A 17,511-nucleotide genomic window follows, 5' to 3' on the forward strand; every position below is an offset into this window, starting at 1 on the left:
GAACCAGGGGCTGGACCGGTCACCGCACGCCGATCAATCAAACTGCGTTTGCTTGATCGGCGCACGGTGCCGGTCAGCACCGCGTTACATAAGGACATAATGGATGGAATATATTGGGGTTGGAAATATCTTTTCACCATTCTTTGGAGATCTTAAGAAAACTATTTTATTTTTCGATAAAATTGCTGCCGTAGGTTTGGAAATGCTAATTATTTACAATCAATTCTCTGAGCATAGAGATGAGGAGTTATTAGCAACAATAAATTATTTGATGGAACAGAACCAGATAATAGATCCAATGCCGTTGGGTCAAAATAATCACCCTCCCGCTGAAAGCGAACTGGAAGAGTATGAACTTGCAAGTAAATTGTCAGGCTATATTCAAGATACTCACGTCGATGTATCAAGTTATCATGACTTTACTTTAATGGATAGGGCTCATTTAGAATCTTGCAATGAGTATTTGCAATCACGCGTGAGTGCTTCTCGTCTGAATAAGAGCAGAAACGTTATTGCTACAGCAATTAAGCCACTCGACTTGCCAGATAATATACAATTTGATCCTGAAAGCAATCAAGACCTTACAATTAAAATTGTAATACACGATTTTCCGCTAATTTCCGACAAAATACCATTTAAGGAAATAATATCCTTTAAAAAAGAGACAGATACTAGAGCGAGATATTTAAATTTAAGAAAATGGATAAGAAACATCTCAAACAAAGATTTAACGGAAAAAGAAATCACTCAGGAAATAGAGTTTATTATTAATGATTATGTAGATTACATGAATTTTCTAAAATTAAAATTTAAAAGAGGAACGTTCGAAACAATTTTAGTAAGCTCGGCACAGGCAATAGAAAATTTAGCAAAATTCAAGCTAAAAGATTTTACACAAAGCTTATTCTCACTATCTAAACAAAGAATCGCATTGATAGAAGCTGAAAAAAAAGCACCTGGTAGAGAGCTTTCATTCTTAGTAAAAGCAAAAAAAAGGCTTATTTGATTTATAAAGATAGGAATCGCCCTCTATTTATGAGTTACCCCTTATTTTGATTAGAAACGAGGGCAGGTCAGCCGCTGACACCTAATCAGAGAAACCTTTCGTCTAATTATTGAAAATATAGGAGGTAGGTATGAAGAAAATAGCATTAATCATTATGCTTTTAGTAACAACACCTTACTGCTCTTTCGCACAAGATCTCAAACTTTCTGAAGCTGACTTACGAAAATTGGCCATAAGCTTATCAGAATTGGATCAAAAAATTAACGAAATATACCAAGCTCGACAATACATTTTAACACCTCAAAACAGCTCTTCAGTTTCTGTAACAGAGGTAGAAATAAAGGATGAAAAAACGACTATTTGGAATGGCATCACTCCAGGTGCAAAGGGGATTATTACAGGAGAAAAAGGAGAGAAATATCCCGTAGTTGGTTATAATTCCAACCACTATGCCATTCTCTTAGAACAACCTTCTGGTGAGAAACGATTGGGGTGGATTGAGACAGATTCTGTAAATCCGGTAATTAAAAACGAATCAAAGGAATATCTTTTTGTGAAAGCAGGTATTCCGACACCAGCTAATTTAGCAAGTATTGAAGATCCAGAATTGTCAGAATTATTAATTCAAGCTCGAGCTGAAACAAATCTGAGTCTTAGGTCAAGCATAATTAAAACGATTTCAGACAGATTGCATCAGCAGTTAATTGATTCTGTTCAAAAAATTAAGCAAGAGTATAGCCAAAACAATTTTGCGGAAGCTACTGGTTTTGTAGTTCAACTGGGCTTATCACCTTCGATATCTGTTACTTTTACGTTTAAATAAATTTTACATCCGGTGTTGGGATGATCCAGGCAGGTGGGACCGGCAGGTGCAGGTGCTGCAGGTGGTCAGGTGGGGTCGGACCGCGGTGCGCCACGAAGCGCAATTTAGTCTAACTGGTGAAAGTCCAGTCTCAAAAGTGCTGACCCAGTACATTGAGTATCGAGCGAGTCTTGGGCGGGTGTCAGGTGACTGCACTCGTTAAGCGTAGACAGAGAGTCTGTAGACCGGAAGCCGAAAGGTTGAAGTGATTGAGTCCCGTTAAGACCCTAATTTAAGAGGGCTGATGATTTCGTGGTGTCAGGTAAAATGGGGTCGGACCAAGGATGTTTTTGTAACTATTTGTTTTCAAGAGATAAAATCTTTCGAAACCCTTAAAAATTGCTCTTAGCGGCCCCATTTTGACCCCGAAATGGGGCTTCTAAGAGAGAATATCAACAATATCATCAAATCTAACAACAAAAATGCTACGGACTTCGCCGCAGATTTTTTGTTCATTAATGATGGCAAGCCATCAGGATTAAAATCATGGGAAAAAGCAACCGATTAAAGTGACTGTGGAAAGCCGGATGCTTCCCTGGCCAAAAAACTTCTTGTCAGAATCGTTTTAGCCTGCCGACTTAAAACCAAAGAAACGGGCGAGAATATCCAGGAATTTGTCAATCATAGATTTAGACTTTGTATCCTGTGATTGCCTTGCGGAAGAATTGAGCTCCACTCCAGTGGCATCATTTTGCTCATAATGATTTGCTTTATGGACTCTATCCAAAATTCGGCCAGAAGCGATGGCTTTCTGGGACATACCTTGGGCCCACACTATCCTGTTTTTCTGAATAAAATAATGGGAACGACATAAATAACTCCAATTCCCAATGGAAGGTGATAAGGACACGCTTTCACCGTCGAATGTCAACTTCCAGTCAGTTGGTGTAAATGGCGTAACAACCTCTTGGCCACAACCACAGGCACATTTATGAGATGCGGTGGCGTATTCCATGGAAATATAGAGAACTCCTTCCTGAAGTTTTTCAGGAATATACTCTTTGAATTGCACGTTGAACTGTTTAATCCGCATAATATTTTTCGTCCGTTTCTAAAAGGGCACAATTGGTGGAATATGTTAAGTGATGCTCTCCTTCCAAATCTTGATAAAACTCGCTGAGCTGCTTCCACTTAATAACGGCTAAACTCGCGTTAAGAGCGTTGAGTTCAACAATTTGGATATTGCTTGCATACTCTTGGCCATCAATATCATCGCCCATCGAAACACGACAGGGAATGTGGTCATTTTTATTTTTGCTGCCGGTTGTTACCCGGCAAGTTCCCAAAAGCATTTGATCCACAAGCTGTACATCCATCCCTACGTCAATAACGACGGTATCAGTTGTTAAAAGAATGTCCATAATGCTCTTCTTGCAGCTGCCACCATCGACACAAAGAAATACATAATCAAAACCCTCCAATTCAGAGACAGTTTCTTTTGTGATCATATGGGAACGAGGGATGATGCCTTCACGCATACGAGAATATACTTGGAAAAAATAGCTCACCTTTCGATTTTTTTGCCGCAAATCATCAAGAGATGCAGCACCTGGAGCCCTAAAGGCATTGTGAGACTGAAAATCATCCGCATCGAAAAGATGTATTTCTCTAACAGGTGTTTTTGCCACATAGTCAAGGACATATGCACCAGTTCCACCGAGCCCAACGATGGCAATGCGCTGAGAGCCCAGCTTTTCTGAAACGGCCTGGATCCCCGCCCGGCTTGAGGCTGTGTCTATGTACTTAAAGACAGACTCATCGGGTGTTGCCTGGATAGGTTTGAATGTTCGTGGATCAACACTAGGATCTATAGCCTTAGCCGGATGGGAAATAATTTTTATATATTGCGTTATTTTTTCATAGTGATCTGCATAACCGGAGCTGGGTTTATTTGAAAAGGAATGTTCAGCAGAAATGCCATCAGCCAAAATTTTTTTAGCGCTATTATGCCGAATCTGTTGGATCTGTGTACCGTTATGAGTGCACGGATATTCGCCTTTAAAATAAATAACATGGGTTTTCGGCTTTACTGTAAGATCTCCTGACAGAGACAGCTCTGAAATGAGAGTGCCTACTTTCACCTCTCGATTCTCGTTAACGTAAGGGACCGAGTGGACCAATATATGCCCACTCCGAATCTCAATCTCGTAACCTTGGTCTCGCAACCGTTTAAGGTCTTTATTATGATTTATCAGTTTTTGTGACATTGATGATCATCCTATTTTTAAGCATGACAGACTGGCCCTCGACAAGGCTTCCTTGCGGATTCTGGTTCGGTCCATTTTTGTAAACCACCGTGAAAATTGTTTCAGGGGCTGGTTCTGCATCGGGGAAGGCGAGTTTAACGATCTCAAGAAAGGACAATGACCGCTTATTAACAACACGGGGTCGCCCATTTACGATGATTGTCAATTCGATTTGAGTTGTATAAAAACGCTCAACACCGGGCTCATCGAGACGAACGTGTTCTGTGTCGTCAATAATCTGATCCTGACCCTGGCCGTGAACATCAAGCCATACGTCAAAAACGTTGGAGTTTACTCCAGCGAATCGTTTGAGCATACGCCCGGTTATTTCTGGTGCACCCCACTCAAATCGTCTTCCATCAACGGTGAGACGATATGACTCTCCGCTTCTGAACGTCTTGAACCGTTCAAGGCCAGGCTGTGTCAGATCTACGCTTTCCTCAAGACGTATTTCTTCAAACTGCCCGTTTTTCAACCTTTGAAAAATCAAGTATTCATCCAGCGGATGCTTGCCGGTGGTGGTTAGAAGTTGAGTTCCAGTTACAATTGGATCGGTAAAAGGGAATTTTTTCCCATCGATTTTTACTTGGTAACTCTCTTTAACTTTATTCATGATTATCTCCTCAATTTTGTACTGCAGGGTTGCAAGTACGTTTATATTCTTATAGATTTATGCTCCAGGGACGGACAGCGCGGACAACGAAAATAAATAAATGTCTGAAGCTTACACTGGTGGAGCATTTATAATATAGAAGGACACATTTGATGCTTAGTAACACCAAAAAATATTTGACACCTTTGGAGATTGGAGAGTCGATAGAAAGGCTATCTGATGCGGATTGGATGCGGCTTAAAAAATTTGCGGCATGGTTTTCCAGAAAATGTGGGTTGCCTGAAGAAGACATCCTCCAAAAATCATTTGAAAAAGCATTAGATGGATCACGAAAGTGTCCTATAGATGTGAAAATCATGAGTTTTTTATGGCAGACGATGAGAAGCATTGCTTCAAGCAATGCCAAGTCGTACATGCGGAACCCGACAGTCAGCCTGCAAAATCTTAAATACGAAAACGGAAGTGATCATCAAGCGGATCTGAAGGATGACGTGAAGCCAGAAACGGAGGCTGCTATAGTTGCAAGAATGGACCTGGCTAAGGTTAAAGAAATTATTCCCCAGTTATTCGAGTCTGACCCTGAACCAGTACAGCTTCTTGTGATGGGAATTTTGGACGAAATGGATACGGATGAGCTCAAAGAATTCTCAGGCCTGAATGGTAAGAAATATTACTCAGCACGACGACTGTTCAGAAGGCGTGTCGAAAAAAAATTCCCAGGAGGGTATGGTAATGAGTAATCACAACAAAAAGCCAAATGACATGTTTGAAATAATATTAGAAGATATCCGTGAAGCTACGGATGAAGAGATCCTAAACGAGGCAATTGAAGATGGTATTGATGTAAAATCAGAAGTTCAAAAAATGAAATCCTTTTTTGAAAAATGCAGATACAACATCGCAAAAAAAATGGTTAATGAAAAAGACTCTCCTGAAAACAAGCCATCTCGCCCGGTTAGCATAGAAGACGCTCGCAAAAAAATTGAGACCGCCGTTAAAAACAATCCAGAAAAACTTGGAGAATTCACCCTGGCAGCTCGCTCTGGCAAAGACATCCCGGATGAGGATATTTTGGGACTCTATGACGATCTTTGCGACTTGGATGTTTTTGATGAAGACGAATCTTCGGATAAAAAATAATGCCTGAAACGTGTGCTGAGCAAATTATTTTACAAAGAGGTATTGCAACGCCTGAAGATATTAACCTTGAAGCCATTGCATCAACACTTGGAGCAAAGGTCAAAAGACGTTTTCTTGCCGGGTGCGAAGCACGGATCATTGGGAGTGGTAATCGCGCTGTAATTACAGTTAACCGAAGTAACAGTGAAGAGAGGCAACGATTTTCTATTGGCCACGAGCTTGGACATTGGCAGCGTCACAGAGGTCAAAATTTTCAATGTTCAAAGGACGATATTGGAAATTTTAAAAATTCGTCTAAAAAAAAAGAACGGGAGGCTGATCAGTTTTCTGCTGATCTTCTTATGCCCTGGTTTTTGTTCAAGCCTATTGCAGGAGAGTTTGAAAATGCAGATTTTAATACTGTCCTTGAATTAAAGAAACGCTTCAAGACAAGTGAGAGTGCCACTGCATTAAGACTGATTGAGAGTGGCATTTTCCCAGCAATTTTAATTTGCCATGACCAGAATAAGCGTCAATGGTTCAAACGATCAAACGATATACCTCGAAATTGGTTTCCCCAAGACAATTTGTCTCCTGACAGTGTTGCCTTTGATATAGTTTATGGAATGGCCGAAAGTGACACCAGTCAAATGCAAGTCAAGGCGGCTGCCTGGTTTGATCGCAGGGATGCTGAGCGATACGAGATCTTAGAACACTCCATCTCATACGGTGAAGGGACATCGCTTACGCTACTTGAATTTTTTGAGGCTGATATGCTTGAGGAATACGAAACAACGGAAGCACCAAGAGGGTTAGATGCCTTTAAATGGAAACGTTGACTCCTCTCGGGTGATCGGAGAAGGGGTATCGGGTGGAGGGTCAAACCTTGCTCATTGCCCTTAAAAATCAACAATCAATCTGCACCGGATTTCACCTGTGCAGATTGTCGTTCATGGCGGCTTCACCACCATGAATATGGCGCTGCCTTCGTCCAGCCCCTGATCTAGCGCCTTGCGCCAAGAACCAGGAACTGAACCGATCACCGCATTAGCCCCCTGTGTCAGGATAGATGTCGCCTCAATTAAAAATTAAATTTGGGGCATTGAGGTGATAAATATGGGATATTCTATTCAATTAAAAGAAGCTGTGTTAAAAAAGGTGTTACAGGGAAACAAACCCCACCATGAAATTGCAAAAGAATTAGGTGTTGGCCGGTCTACAATCGGTAAATGGTTAAGAGAATACAAACAAAACGGAAGCATAAAATTGAAATCAAAAGAAAAACGCCCCAAAGACTGGACAGCCGAAGAACGTATTTCAGCAATAATTAAAACAGGTTCCATGACTGCTGACGAACGCACTGCCTGGTGCCGCAAAAATGGTATTTTTATCCATAATTTGGACCAGTGGAAAAAAGATGCCATATCAGCAATAATCCCGAAGGCGAATAAAGAACAAATTGAAGAGTACAAAAATCTTAAAAAAGAAATCGCTGCTCTAAAAAAAGACCTGTCCCGTAAAGACAAAGCTCTGGCAGAAACAGCAGCCTTGCTGGTTCTTAAAAAAAAAGCCCAGGAAATCTGGGGGGAGTCAGAGGACGATTGATCAGTCAAGAAGACAAAAAAACTGTGTTGAAATTGATTTCAGAGGCCTGTAAATCAGGGGCACGAAAAAGCAAGGCAGCCCAATTATTGGGACTGACCATTCGAACCCTTCAGCGGTGGAGCAAAAATGGCCTATTGGACAGCCGAAAAGGCTCCCGAGCCGACCCTGGTAACAAATTGTCTGATGATGAAAAGACCCGGATAGTCAATGTATTAGAGTCGCCTGAATTTGCTGAGTCCAATCCAAATCAGATCGTACCAAGACTTGCTGACCAGGGAATTTATCTGGGTTCTGAATCAACCATGTACAGAATTCTTAGGGACTTAAAAATGAATAAACACCGTCAATCCAGTCTTCCCGCAAAAAGGCACAGTCCTGATCCATTGATTGCAAATGCCCCGAACCAGTTGTGGAGCTGGGACATAACGTATTTGCCGTCAACAGTAAGGGGCAGGTTCTTTTACCTATATATGGTGATGGATTTATACAGCCGAAAAGCCGTGGCATGTCAAGTTTATGAATATGAATCCGGTGATTTGGCAGCTGAACTGATAACGGATGCCTGCAATCAAGAAAAAATTTCAGAAGAACAAGTCACCTTGCATTCTGATAATGGATCTCCCATGAAATCTGCCACCATGCTGGCAAAGCTTCAGGATTTGGGAGTTATTCCCTCATTCAGCAGGCCCAGTATCAGCAATGATAATCCATACTCAGAGTCATTGTTCAGGACATTAAAATATCGACCGGAATATCCGGACAAACCATTTGAAAATCTATTTGATGCCAGAGAATGGGCAAATCGTTTTATTCATTGGTATAATAAGGAGCATCTGCATAGCGGCATTAATTATGTCACTCCGGAAGATCGACACAACGGCAGGGATATACAAATCCTTAAAAATCGTCATCATGTGTATCAGAAGGCTAAAACGAAACATCCTGAAAGATGGTCAAAAAAAACAAGGAACTGGAAACCCGTTACAGAGGTTGTTTTAAAAAGATTTAAGAAGGTAAAACAATCCACTGATACGGCAAAGAGGGCTGCATAGATGTCAGAAATGGGTATAGCATTAGCAAAAATCCCTCATGGGCGAGAATGGATCCTCAAATTATCCGTCGGAGGTCATGAGGGGATTTTGCGGGAATATTAACAAAGTGTTTTAGAAAAAGGCGACATCTTGCTTGACATCCACCGTTAGTAAAAACAACCTTTTCAATTAATCAATTAAATGACTTTCTAAAATCATAAAAAATAGGTGAAGAATGTGGAAGCTTTAATCAGTGATATATTAGAAGTAATAAAAGACTACAGAGAAGATGATCCCTTTTTCCCAACAATCGATGAAAATCATATTAATAGGTGGATTTGCCAATTTGATGAAGACGATCAAAAATTTCTTTTAACTGAATTGTTGCATATTTTACCCAAAAGCTACTTGTCAAAAAGCAAAACACTCCGAATTTTAGCTAATAATTTTGAAGTGCTGCGCAAAGATTTCGGTTATCAGTCAGTCCAAGATTTTTTGAATGAAACTGAATTTTTAGATTGTCAAGAAGAGGAAAAAAGTCAAAAAATATTGTTAGATTTTGTTGATGACATATTACAAGAAAAGTATGATTATGCGATTGAGGATTGTGGTTCAAAAAAAATAAAAAATTGGCTTTATATTGATGACGTTTTAGCTTCTGGCGGAACTTTTAGAATTGATATTGAAAATGAAATTGAGAACTATGGCGTTGAAAAATTTTTGGATTCAAATATTAGAATTATCGGTTTGTTTTTCATTTTACATAGTTGGGGGTTAAGTAACAGTAAATTTGTTCTGAGTAAAAAATTTGGAAATGAAATAAAAAAACAATTAAAGTATTATAGAGTGGCGGAGATTGATAATAATCCACACGTAAACTATTACCATCCAAATCCAAAATTTAACCATATTTATCCAATCGAAAGTGATCAGGGAAAAGAATTCCTAAAATTTATTGAGGAAGCTTTCGAAAGAAGTTATGAAATGAGGAATGAAAAATTGGCTTTTCGAAATCCTGATTTTCCAAAAATTGAAAAGTTTTATTCCAGCAAGGAAGATAGAATTCGATATGAAAATATTATTTTAGACAAAGGTATTCAGATTATAAATTCAATTGATAATTTATGTGCTCAGAGTTTAAGACCTCTGGGAATGGCACCGCCGTCATTTAAAACACTGGGCACCGGTAGCCATTTTTTTACTTGGAGAAACATTTCAAATACTTGCCCTTTAGTTTATTGGTGGGGGGCTAATAATTGGCATCCTTTATTTCCTGTCCAAAACAGAGGGCTAAAATAGAATTATGTCATTGAGTATTCGAAAATATAAAAAAAATGAGTGCATAACATTTAAAAGCACAAAAAGAAAACATGGTGGTTTGTCCAACATGGCTCCCGGATTCCCTTTGTTCATAAAAGGGGTTAAAATTAAGACTTCAGAAGCACTCTACCAAGCACTCCGGTTTCCGGATTATCCTCATATTCAGAAAAAGATCATTAGCTATTCGAGCCCCATTTCTGCAAAAAAATATGGAAGAACACAAATAGAGAGAACAAGAAGTGATTGGGATTTTCATAGGTTTAAAATTATGAAATTTTGTATTGAACTAAAACTATATCAGAATATGAATACGTTTTCAGAAGCTTTATACGATACGAATGGTTTACCAATTGTAGAGTACACTGATAAAGATAAAGTTTGGGGTGCTATACAAGAAGGTCCTTTTTATATAGGAACAAATGCCTTAGGCCGTTTACTAATGGAATTAAGAGAAAAACTCAAAGCTAATACATTTAAGCTAACAATTCCAAAGATTCCAAATTTTAAATTTCTGGGAGAACAAATTCATTTTGATCAATTTAACGTTATTCATGAGGATCGTTTATTGTAATTTAAAACATCTATTTTCCGGTTAGAATTATTCTTCCATATTCTTATCGGACCAAGTCAATATACTGAAAATATTAGATAAAGAACTAAAAAAACTTTAAGAATTGGCTTGGGATAACGTTTTTGACCCAAAAAACAGCACCTTAAGAATTTAAATACGGGGTCCCAACAATGCTCTTGCTACGGGTCGCAAACAGCCGCGACCGCAGAAGAGCAACGTTCCAGGCGGCTGCGCCGCCTGGAACGCGGTGCTGACTTCGTCCAGCCCCTGGCCCCGGCGCCTTGCGCCGGAACCAGGGGCTGGACCGGTCACCGCACACCGCACAATCAAACTTCGTTTGCTTGTACGGCGCACGGCGCCGGTCAGCACCGCGTTATGTGTAATAGAATAAATTCATTGCTCAAAATGCATAATTGGCATCGGTATTCGAGAAGTGAAACGGAAATAAAAAATACAGAAATTAAAGGCATTAAAAAACATTTAAAACCACAAAAACAATATAAAAACAAAATAACTCACATATCGGGATAGGACCCCCCATCACTGAGGAGCCCTCCCACACCACCGGACATACGGATCGCGTATCCGGCGGTTCGGCTGATCAGGCAGATTAGTTCCCGGGCAGAAATAATCCAAGAGAAAGGAAATATTTGTTTGGCAGAGCCATGACAACCCATTTAACCCTGCTCATGCGCCAGTGTTTCTTGCGGGAATTTCCGCAAGTGACGGCATATTGAAACGGTATGCCTCGTTTAAGCAGGTTCCGGATTTTCGTTCCGGGATTTTTCCACTGTTTCCATACAACACATCTCAAGCGGCGGATAATCCAGCCGTTCAAGGACTTGAATATGTGTCTTGCTTCGGTGAGACAGTAATAATTCCACCATCCCCTGATGTACATATTCAATTTATCAATGATCTGGGGAAGACTTAGACCACAGTTCCGGTTTGTTAATTCTCGAACCCTTTCTTTGAAGCGCTCGATTGTTTTCCGGTGTATGCGGATCTTGGTCTTGCCGCACATACTGATAAATGTGTAGCCGAGAAATTTGTCCAGCCATGGTCGGCTGACCTTGCTTTTCTCTTCATTGACCTTGAGCCTGAGCTTTACGGTTATAAACCGTGTAACACTTTTCATAACACGTTCGGCCGCTTTCTTGCTCTTGAGATATATGACAAAGTCATCAGCGTATCTGACAAATTTATGCCCTCTTTTCTCCAACTCTTTATCCAGTTCATCCAAAACGATATTTGAAATCACTGGTGAAAGAGGGCCGCCTTGAGGAGTTCCTTCAGCGGCAGATACAACCACCCCGTCGATCATGACACCGGCTGTTAAGTAACTTCGGATAAGCTTGAGAACCCGCTTATCCTTTATTCTTTCAGCCAGACGGCTCATGAGGCGGTCATGGTTCACTCTGTCGAAAAATTTGGAAAGATCCATATTAACAGAGTGTGTATATCCTGAGAGCAGATAAACTTTGCCTTGGAGTATGGCATCATGCTGGGATCTTCCAGGTCTGAATCCATGACTGGACTCAGAAAAATGCGGGTCCCATATTTGCTGCAATATCTCGCTGACGGCTTGCTGGATCAAACGATCCAAAACTGTTGGAATGCCGAGCAGTCTTACTCCGCCATCGGGTTTAGGAATTTCTTTCCTTTTCACCGGTAATGGCTTGTAGTTTCCCTGCAGCAACTTTCCCTTAACTTTGGGCCAGTGGCGTCTGAGGTAACCCGGTAGTTGATCAACGGTCATGTTGTCGATTCCAGGTGCCCCTTTGTTGCTACGGACCCTTTTTAATGCTCTGAACATGTTTCCCCTTTCAAGGATAAACTCCATGAGTCGGGAACTTTCTGTCGGACTTTCGGTGATCTGTAACGCTGTGAACATTTCCATCTGCTGTGGCAATATGTCCATAAGTATACACCTCCTATTTGTCTCTATCATTTACCCGTACCATTCGGTCCGGGCACCGTTCGGGCCTTCACCGGGGTGAGTCCTCCGTGGAATTCACGGCTCGTTTTCCTGCGGCTACTATGCCCTCTGCTGACTTCTTCCATGCGGTCGGAGCAGGTTACCCTGCCCTCAGCCAATTTCTGCCGCACGCGGCATCCCAGGGCAGCATGGAAGATCTCCCGGGGTAAAACACACGTCTTTCAATACGTGGGTGCCGAGTATACGGACATTGCCTATAATGGATAGAGGACTTTACCTTGTGTTGCAGGCTCGTCCCGCAAATGCACGCCTAACTCGATTTCTGTACGTCACCCCGTACTTTTGTGCCACTCCGCCTCGGCGAAGCCACTGCCTTCCGGAGTACCGTCACCGGGACCCCGTTGTGATAACACTATGCCCTTCGCCTCCATCTGGCTGGGCTTGGGACTTGCCTTGACTTCCATAAAGGAAGATGCAGGCTCACCCTTAAGACGTGTGCCGTGCCCGGCACACAACAGGCGGGTGAACCGGACAGCAAGGGTCTCCTTCTTTTTAAAGGTTGAAAAAACTTTTGAATGATGTGCTTTCAATCAATTTTTTTGGAAACCCTTGCTGCCCGTTACCCAAGCGTTGTACCCCAATTACACATGGCAGCCAGTGTGGAGATATGTCAAGATTTTTTGCTTGAAACGGTTACAAAAAAGACCTATAATAAGACCTAAATATCAACCATTATTAATGGAGGTCTTTATGGAGGCCGTATTAGCTAACTGTTCAGCAAGTATTTCTGAGTTAAAGAAAAACCCCTCAGCATTGATTGACGCATCAGGCGGAGAACCCATTGCTATCTTAAACCACAACAAACCAACCGCTTACTTGATCCCAGCCGACACCTATCAGCAAATCCTTGATAGGTTGGAGGATTATGAACTCGGACTGATCGTTAAAGAGCGTGAACATGAGAAAGCCCAGGCCATTGAGGTAGATATCAATGAGCTATAAACTAAAGTTTCTCCCAACGGCTCTGAAGGAATGGAAGAAGCTGGATAATTCTATTTTGGCGCAATTCAGGAAGAAACTGAAAGAGCGTTTGGAGGTACCTCATGTACCCTCCGGTAAGCTTTCCGGCTTTGAGAATCATTACAAAATCAAACTTAGGGCCAGTGGGTATCGACTTGTGTATGAAGTGATCGATCAAGAATTGTTCGTCCTTGTTGTTGCTGTTGGAAAAAGAGAAAAAGGTGCTGTGTATGAAAAAGCACGAGACAGATCATGAACTCAAATAAAGCCTCCCGAGAGAAGCTAATAAAAAACCTTGGTGGATACGATGGTAGCACCGGACCCTCTTAGGCTGCAAAAGCCGAAATTTTTGCAAGTTGCGTTGAAGATCTTATAAACTCTATTGACAAAAATTCCGAAAAAAGTAGTCTGCTAAGCAGTATCCTTATTTGGCTGAATGTCATTTTGGCTATTGCGACACTGGCATTGGCAATTATTGCCGGAACAGATCTGTATTTGTGCATTCAGGGGGTTGGCAGCTTTCACCAAAGCACTCAGATTTCTACAGATGTGAGCAAATAGTGGTCTATTTGCCTGATACCGTTCTGCTTCAACTTTTTGGTATTCCTCTGCAAGTCTTGGTCGATTAATGAAAAATTGAACTTAAATCAATGAGTTGTTGAATTATTTAATTTCTCCTTATGCGAGGGTACAACAAATAAAGGATTAGTAACCGTGCCGAGGCACGAGGCTCGGTACTAATCCTATGGTTCAAGAAGCCGCGGATCAATAGGGGGAAAGGTTAACGATTTGCTGGATGTGTTTATGACAAGATGTGATTAAAATATCAAAAGATGGCCTTTATCCTGATGTAAAAATCAAAATTCAGGTCGTTTTCAGCCCTTAAAACCCAGGTCAAAAATTAAAATACCGTCAATTTGGCGTACGGATACTGAAGCATGTCGATAGTCATTTATCAGGCTGTTTTTAAAGTCGAGCAACACCGGGTAGTCAGTTTTGTGAAGTTATCCGGGCCTGCCTCTTGGTTCCGGCTTTGCAAAGAAAATAAATTTCAAATCATGCCCGCAATGGCTGCATTTAATACCCGGTATTTCAAGTTCCGGGATTTTAATAAAAAGAGCAATAATGTCATGGATGAATGAGATGAGTTCACGGATTTTTTCTATGGACAATGCGCTGTTGGGATTGAGAAATCCATAATGTCTAATTTTCATAAACCCTTTGGGAAGGACATGCTGCAAGAATCGTCGGATAAACTCCATGGCATCCAATGCCATAGTTTTCCACTTCTTTTTTTCACGGTCTTTATACAAAAATTTGATGACGCCATTTTCAATGCTTTTAATACGATTATTGGAGATGGCAACCCGGAACACATATCTTGAAAGATAGCGCAGGGAATTTTTTCCCTGCCCCACGGCCTGGCTGTCAATCACCCATTGCTGTTTCCATACTGCGGAATCAATTTTATCGAGCAGCCCGGCTTTTTTTATGGCATCTTTGAATTTGGCTTTAAAAATGACCGCCAGAGGTTTTGTGTGAACAAACAGATCCTGTCTGGAAGAAAGCCATTGGTCATTATCAGATAAAGCACCTCCGGGAATTATTATATGCAAATGTGGATGATACTGAAGCATGCCGCCCCATGTGTGGAGGGCTGCCAGATATCCGATTCGATCAGATCCGATAAACCGTGTATCTTGTGCCAGTTTTTTCAGGGCTTCATTGGTGCATGAAAACAGGGTACCATAAGATAATTTTTGATGAGACCTTACAACATCCCGCAGGCCCTGGGGAAGTGTAATGGTTAACAGGAAATAATAGGTCGGCAGCAGCTTTTTCATCTGCTGATCCAGCCATTGGTCCGCTTTACTCTGCTGACAGTTGGGACAATGACGATTGCCGCAGCAGCAGTGAATAAAATGCAGATTACGGCAGTCATCACATTCATACACCATTGTTCCAAAGGAACCCTTTCTGCAGGCACTGATATCCCGTATGGTTTTTTTATGAGACTTCAGCATTCGATCTCCATAAAGTGTCAGATATTTCGGCCCATACATTTGGAAGATTTTTTGAACAGCACTCATGACAACACCCCCTGCATGACTTTGGAAACTTTGTCATTGGAATCAACTTGGGCCTGTGTGGTCACATGCAGATAAATCATGGTGCTTTTAAGGGTTTTATGGCCTAATATTTTTTGCACATGGCGTATGGGGATATTAGCTTCCAGCAAATGCGTCGCATAGGCATGGCGGAAGACATGAGGGTGAACATGTTTTTTAAACTTCAGGCGTTTCAAAGTAGATCGCAAAACGCCTTGAACCCCACTGTCACTGACATGATTTTTGGCATATTGAGCGTCCTTACCGCCATTGCGGCCCAAAGCAGGGAATATCCATTTTGAATTGCGATGGGTTTTATAGTATTTGCGCAACGTCAACAGGGTTATTTTGGGTAAAGGCACCGTCCTGTCCATGGCACCCTTTCCACCGTGAATATGCACAAGTCCCCTGTCGGAAAGAATATCTTTGACCTGAAGTGTTGTTGCCTCCCTTAAACGCAGTCCCATGGAATATAATGTCAAATAAAATGCATGACTTTGCACAGTGGGAAGGGCATAAATAATCTTTCTGACTTCCTCCAGACTCAGAATAGTCGGTAAGGTCTGCTCACGCTTCCATTTGATGTCGTTGAAAATGTTCCAGGACCGGACCAGCGTTTTGGTAAAAAAATGCTGAATACCAGAGTAACTGATCCGCAGAGTAGCAGCGCTCCAGCCGAATTCATTCTGGCAGCAAAGCCAGTATTGACGGAGCTGTTCTTCAGTGATATCTTCTAATGGTTTATTGTAAAAGCGCTGTAGTCTTAAAACCGAACTGGTATAGGATTGAATGCTCCTTTTTGCATAACCGGCAAGTTGGAGATCTTCTTTAAAACGTTTGATTAAATTGCTCATGGTATCTTCCTTTTTTCTTTAACCTTGTCGGGTGAAGATACCGACCTGCAAGCCGGTAACAAGATACCATGAGCAATGGAATTGAACAATGATGATACGGCTTAATCTGCCGCGCAGCGGCTTACTTGAACAATTAAATTCAGGGGACGCAAAAAGCCGCGCCCCTGATTTCAGCGTTCCAGGCGGCTGCGCCGCCTGGAACGCGGTGCTGACTTCGTCCAGCCCCTGGCCCCGGCGCCTTGCGCCGGAACCAGGGGCTGGACCGGTCACCGCACACCGCACAATCAAACTGCGTTTGCTTGATCGGCGCACGGTGCCGGTCAGCACCGCGTTGGGCAACAGAAGAATGATTGGGTTGATACGAAATACTGTGCGGGTTGTTGACCATAACTCAGGCTGGGCTGATCTTGCCGCTCAGGCTTGTCGACGGGTGCTGGAGGTCGGTGCCGACCTCATTGCCGATGTGCAGCACGTTGGCAGTACGGCCGTGCCTGGCCTGCCTGCAAAGCCCATTCTGGATATCGCCGCCGCGGTGGCTGCCCTTGATGTGATGCCTGAGCTGATCGAGAGACTTACGGCACTCGGCTACATCTACCGTGGTGACGGACAAAACGCAGGTGGCCACCTCTTCGTTTGGGAGAGTGAGCCGGATGTCCGGACCATCCATCTGCACGTGGTCACGCTCGCCGACGTTCAGTGGAGCCATTACCTGTGTTTCCGAGACCTCCTGCGGCAGGATGCCGGGGTACGGAAACGGTATGCGGCATTAAAGCAGGAACTTCGGCATCGATTTTCGGACGACCGGAAATTGTACACAGAGTCCAAGCATGATTTCGTTCGAGGAGTCCTGAACGCGCAGGCCCAACATATCTTCAAAAACAGCCCTTAGCGGCCCTATTGGGGCCCCAAAATGGAGCTTCTAAGTGAACTCTTGGGTTTCAACCATCAAAATGCACCAGATTCCACCGATGATTTTGGATGTAAGATAGAGTGACTATAAAAGGGAACCATAAACTGAGTCTTTTCCAATTATGAGAGTATGTGATTTTTTCCCATTATTTAGTTTATATCTATTGCTGCCGCTTATACCAATATTCTTATTTTTACAGGCATTAGATCACAATCTGACACCATTCATTCTTATCTCAAGAATTGCCGGCATATATGCATTTGTCTGGTATGCGCTGCAATTTGTTGTAACCGCTCGGAATCGGCTG

The 17,511-nt window shown here is 42.1% G+C and carries 18 protein-coding genes; 12 read left to right on the forward strand and 6 right to left on the reverse strand.

From position 1 onward, the window contains the following. Nucleotides 1-103 precede the first annotated feature (103 nt). Nucleotides 104-1,006, forward strand: a complete 903-nt coding sequence (locus tag TOL2_RS13965; protein WP_014958065.1) for a hypothetical protein — start codon at nt 104-106, stop codon at nt 1,004-1,006. Between the two features lie 130 nt (nt 1,007-1,136). Further along, entirely contained in the window at nt 1,137-1,829 is a 693-nt protein-coding gene (locus TOL2_RS13970) for a hypothetical protein (RefSeq protein ID WP_014958066.1), read from the forward strand. A 604-nt stretch (nt 1,830-2,433) separates the two neighbouring features. On the opposite strand, the gene TOL2_RS13975 is transcribed toward TOL2_RS13970, so the two are convergent. Genes TOL2_RS13975 through TOL2_RS23680 form a run of 3 tightly spaced genes read right to left on the reverse strand, consistent with a single transcriptional unit; the run spans nt 2,434 to nt 4,727 of the window. Beyond that, the gene (locus TOL2_RS13975; protein ID WP_041279531.1) at nt 2,434-2,901 is read right to left on the reverse strand and encodes a DUF6527 family protein; all 468 of its coding nucleotides are present in this window, start codon (nt 2,899-2,901) and stop codon (nt 2,434-2,436) included. Then, complete coding sequence (locus TOL2_RS13980; RefSeq protein ID WP_014958067.1) at nt 2,891-4,075, reverse strand: ThiF family adenylyltransferase; 1,185 nt, start codon at nt 4,073-4,075, stop codon at nt 2,891-2,893. The genes TOL2_RS13975 and TOL2_RS13980 overlap by 11 nt, the downstream gene beginning before the upstream one ends. Then, a complete protein-coding gene (locus tag TOL2_RS23680; protein ID WP_014958068.1) occupies nt 4,050-4,727 on the reverse strand; it encodes a multiubiquitin domain-containing protein in 678 nt (225 codons plus the stop codon). The genes TOL2_RS13980 and TOL2_RS23680 overlap by 26 nt, the downstream gene beginning before the upstream one ends. A 152-nt stretch (nt 4,728-4,879) precedes the next feature. On the opposite strand from TOL2_RS23680, the gene TOL2_RS13990 reads away from it, so the two are divergent. The 6 genes from TOL2_RS13990 to TOL2_RS14020 all read left to right on the forward strand — a co-directional run bounded on the left by TOL2_RS13990 (nt 4,880) and on the right by TOL2_RS14020 (nt 10,373). After that, nucleotides 4,880-5,467 carry a hypothetical protein gene (locus tag TOL2_RS13990; protein WP_014958069.1) on the forward strand — a complete coding sequence of 196 codons (588 nt, stop codon included), beginning with the start codon at nt 4,880-4,882 and terminating at the stop codon, nt 5,465-5,467. Continuing rightward, entirely contained in the window at nt 5,460-5,867 is a 408-nt protein-coding gene (locus TOL2_RS13995; protein WP_014958070.1) for a hypothetical protein, read from the forward strand. Before TOL2_RS13990 ends, TOL2_RS13995 begins: the two co-directional genes overlap by 8 nt. Further along, on the forward strand, nt 5,867-6,685 hold the full coding sequence (locus TOL2_RS14000) for an ImmA/IrrE family metallo-endopeptidase (RefSeq protein WP_014958071.1): 819 nt from the start codon (nt 5,867-5,869) through the stop codon (nt 6,683-6,685). The genes TOL2_RS13995 and TOL2_RS14000 overlap by 1 nt, the downstream gene beginning before the upstream one ends. A gap of 277 nt (nt 6,686-6,962) precedes the next feature. Next, nucleotides 6,963-8,503 (forward strand): IS3 family transposase gene (locus tag TOL2_RS14010; protein WP_408605375.1). Its coding sequence is split into 2 segments (ribosomal slippage): nt 6,963-7,422 and nt 7,422-8,503, totalling 1,542 coding nucleotides; the frame shifts between segments, so codons are not numbered across the junction. Nucleotides 8,504-8,719: 216 nt separating this feature from the next. Further along, on the forward strand, nt 8,720-9,781 hold the full coding sequence (locus TOL2_RS14015) for a phosphoribosyltransferase-like protein (RefSeq protein ID WP_014958073.1): 1,062 nt from the start codon (nt 8,720-8,722) through the stop codon (nt 9,779-9,781). A gap of 4 nt (nt 9,782-9,785) precedes the next feature. Next, nucleotides 9,786-10,373, forward strand: coding sequence for an NADAR family protein (locus TOL2_RS14020; RefSeq protein WP_014958074.1), 588 nt, complete (start codon nt 9,786-9,788; stop codon nt 10,371-10,373). Nucleotides 10,374-10,983: 610 nt separating this feature from the next. On the opposite strand, the gene ltrA is transcribed toward TOL2_RS14020, so the two are convergent. Further along, complete coding sequence (gene ltrA, locus TOL2_RS14025) at nt 10,984-12,324, reverse strand: group II intron reverse transcriptase/maturase (RefSeq protein ID WP_014957509.1); 1,341 nt, start codon at nt 12,322-12,324, stop codon at nt 10,984-10,986. A gap of 402 nt (nt 12,325-12,726) precedes the next feature. Between ltrA and TOL2_RS24915 the strand changes: the two genes are divergently transcribed. The 3 genes from TOL2_RS24915 (at nt 12,727) to TOL2_RS14035 (ending at nt 13,588) form a co-directional block, all read left to right on the forward strand. Next, entirely contained in the window at nt 12,727-12,891 is a 165-nt protein-coding gene (locus TOL2_RS24915; protein ID WP_158406100.1) for a hypothetical protein, read from the forward strand. Nucleotides 12,892-13,062: 171 nt separating this feature from the next. Then, a complete protein-coding gene (locus TOL2_RS14030; protein ID WP_014957534.1) occupies nt 13,063-13,314 on the forward strand; it encodes a type II toxin-antitoxin system Phd/YefM family antitoxin in 252 nt (83 codons plus the stop codon). After that, a complete protein-coding gene (locus TOL2_RS14035) occupies nt 13,304-13,588 on the forward strand; it encodes a type II toxin-antitoxin system RelE family toxin (protein ID WP_014958075.1) in 285 nt (94 codons plus the stop codon). The genes TOL2_RS14030 and TOL2_RS14035 overlap by 11 nt, the downstream gene beginning before the upstream one ends. 748 nt (nt 13,589-14,336) lie before the next feature. Here TOL2_RS14035 and TOL2_RS14040 read toward each other — a convergent pair. Continuing rightward, nucleotides 14,337-15,422 (reverse strand): IS91 family transposase, encoded by a 1,086-nt coding sequence (locus TOL2_RS14040; protein WP_014958076.1) that lies wholly within the window; start codon nt 15,420-15,422, stop codon nt 14,337-14,339. Next, complete coding sequence (locus TOL2_RS14045) at nt 15,419-16,294, reverse strand: tyrosine-type recombinase/integrase (protein WP_014957515.1); 876 nt, start codon at nt 16,292-16,294, stop codon at nt 15,419-15,421. Before TOL2_RS14045 ends, TOL2_RS14040 begins: the two co-directional genes overlap by 4 nt. An 88-nt stretch (nt 16,295-16,382) precedes the next feature. On the opposite strand from TOL2_RS14045, the gene TOL2_RS23685 reads away from it, so the two are divergent. Next, a complete protein-coding gene (locus TOL2_RS23685; protein ID WP_051012398.1) occupies nt 16,383-17,183 on the forward strand; it encodes a GrpB family protein in 801 nt (266 codons plus the stop codon). Nucleotides 17,184-17,511: the final 328 nt, after the last annotated feature.

Source organism: Desulfobacula toluolica Tol2, assembly GCF_000307105.1.
GTDB lineage: Bacteria > Desulfobacterota > Desulfobacteria > Desulfobacterales > Desulfobacteraceae > Desulfobacula > Desulfobacula toluolica.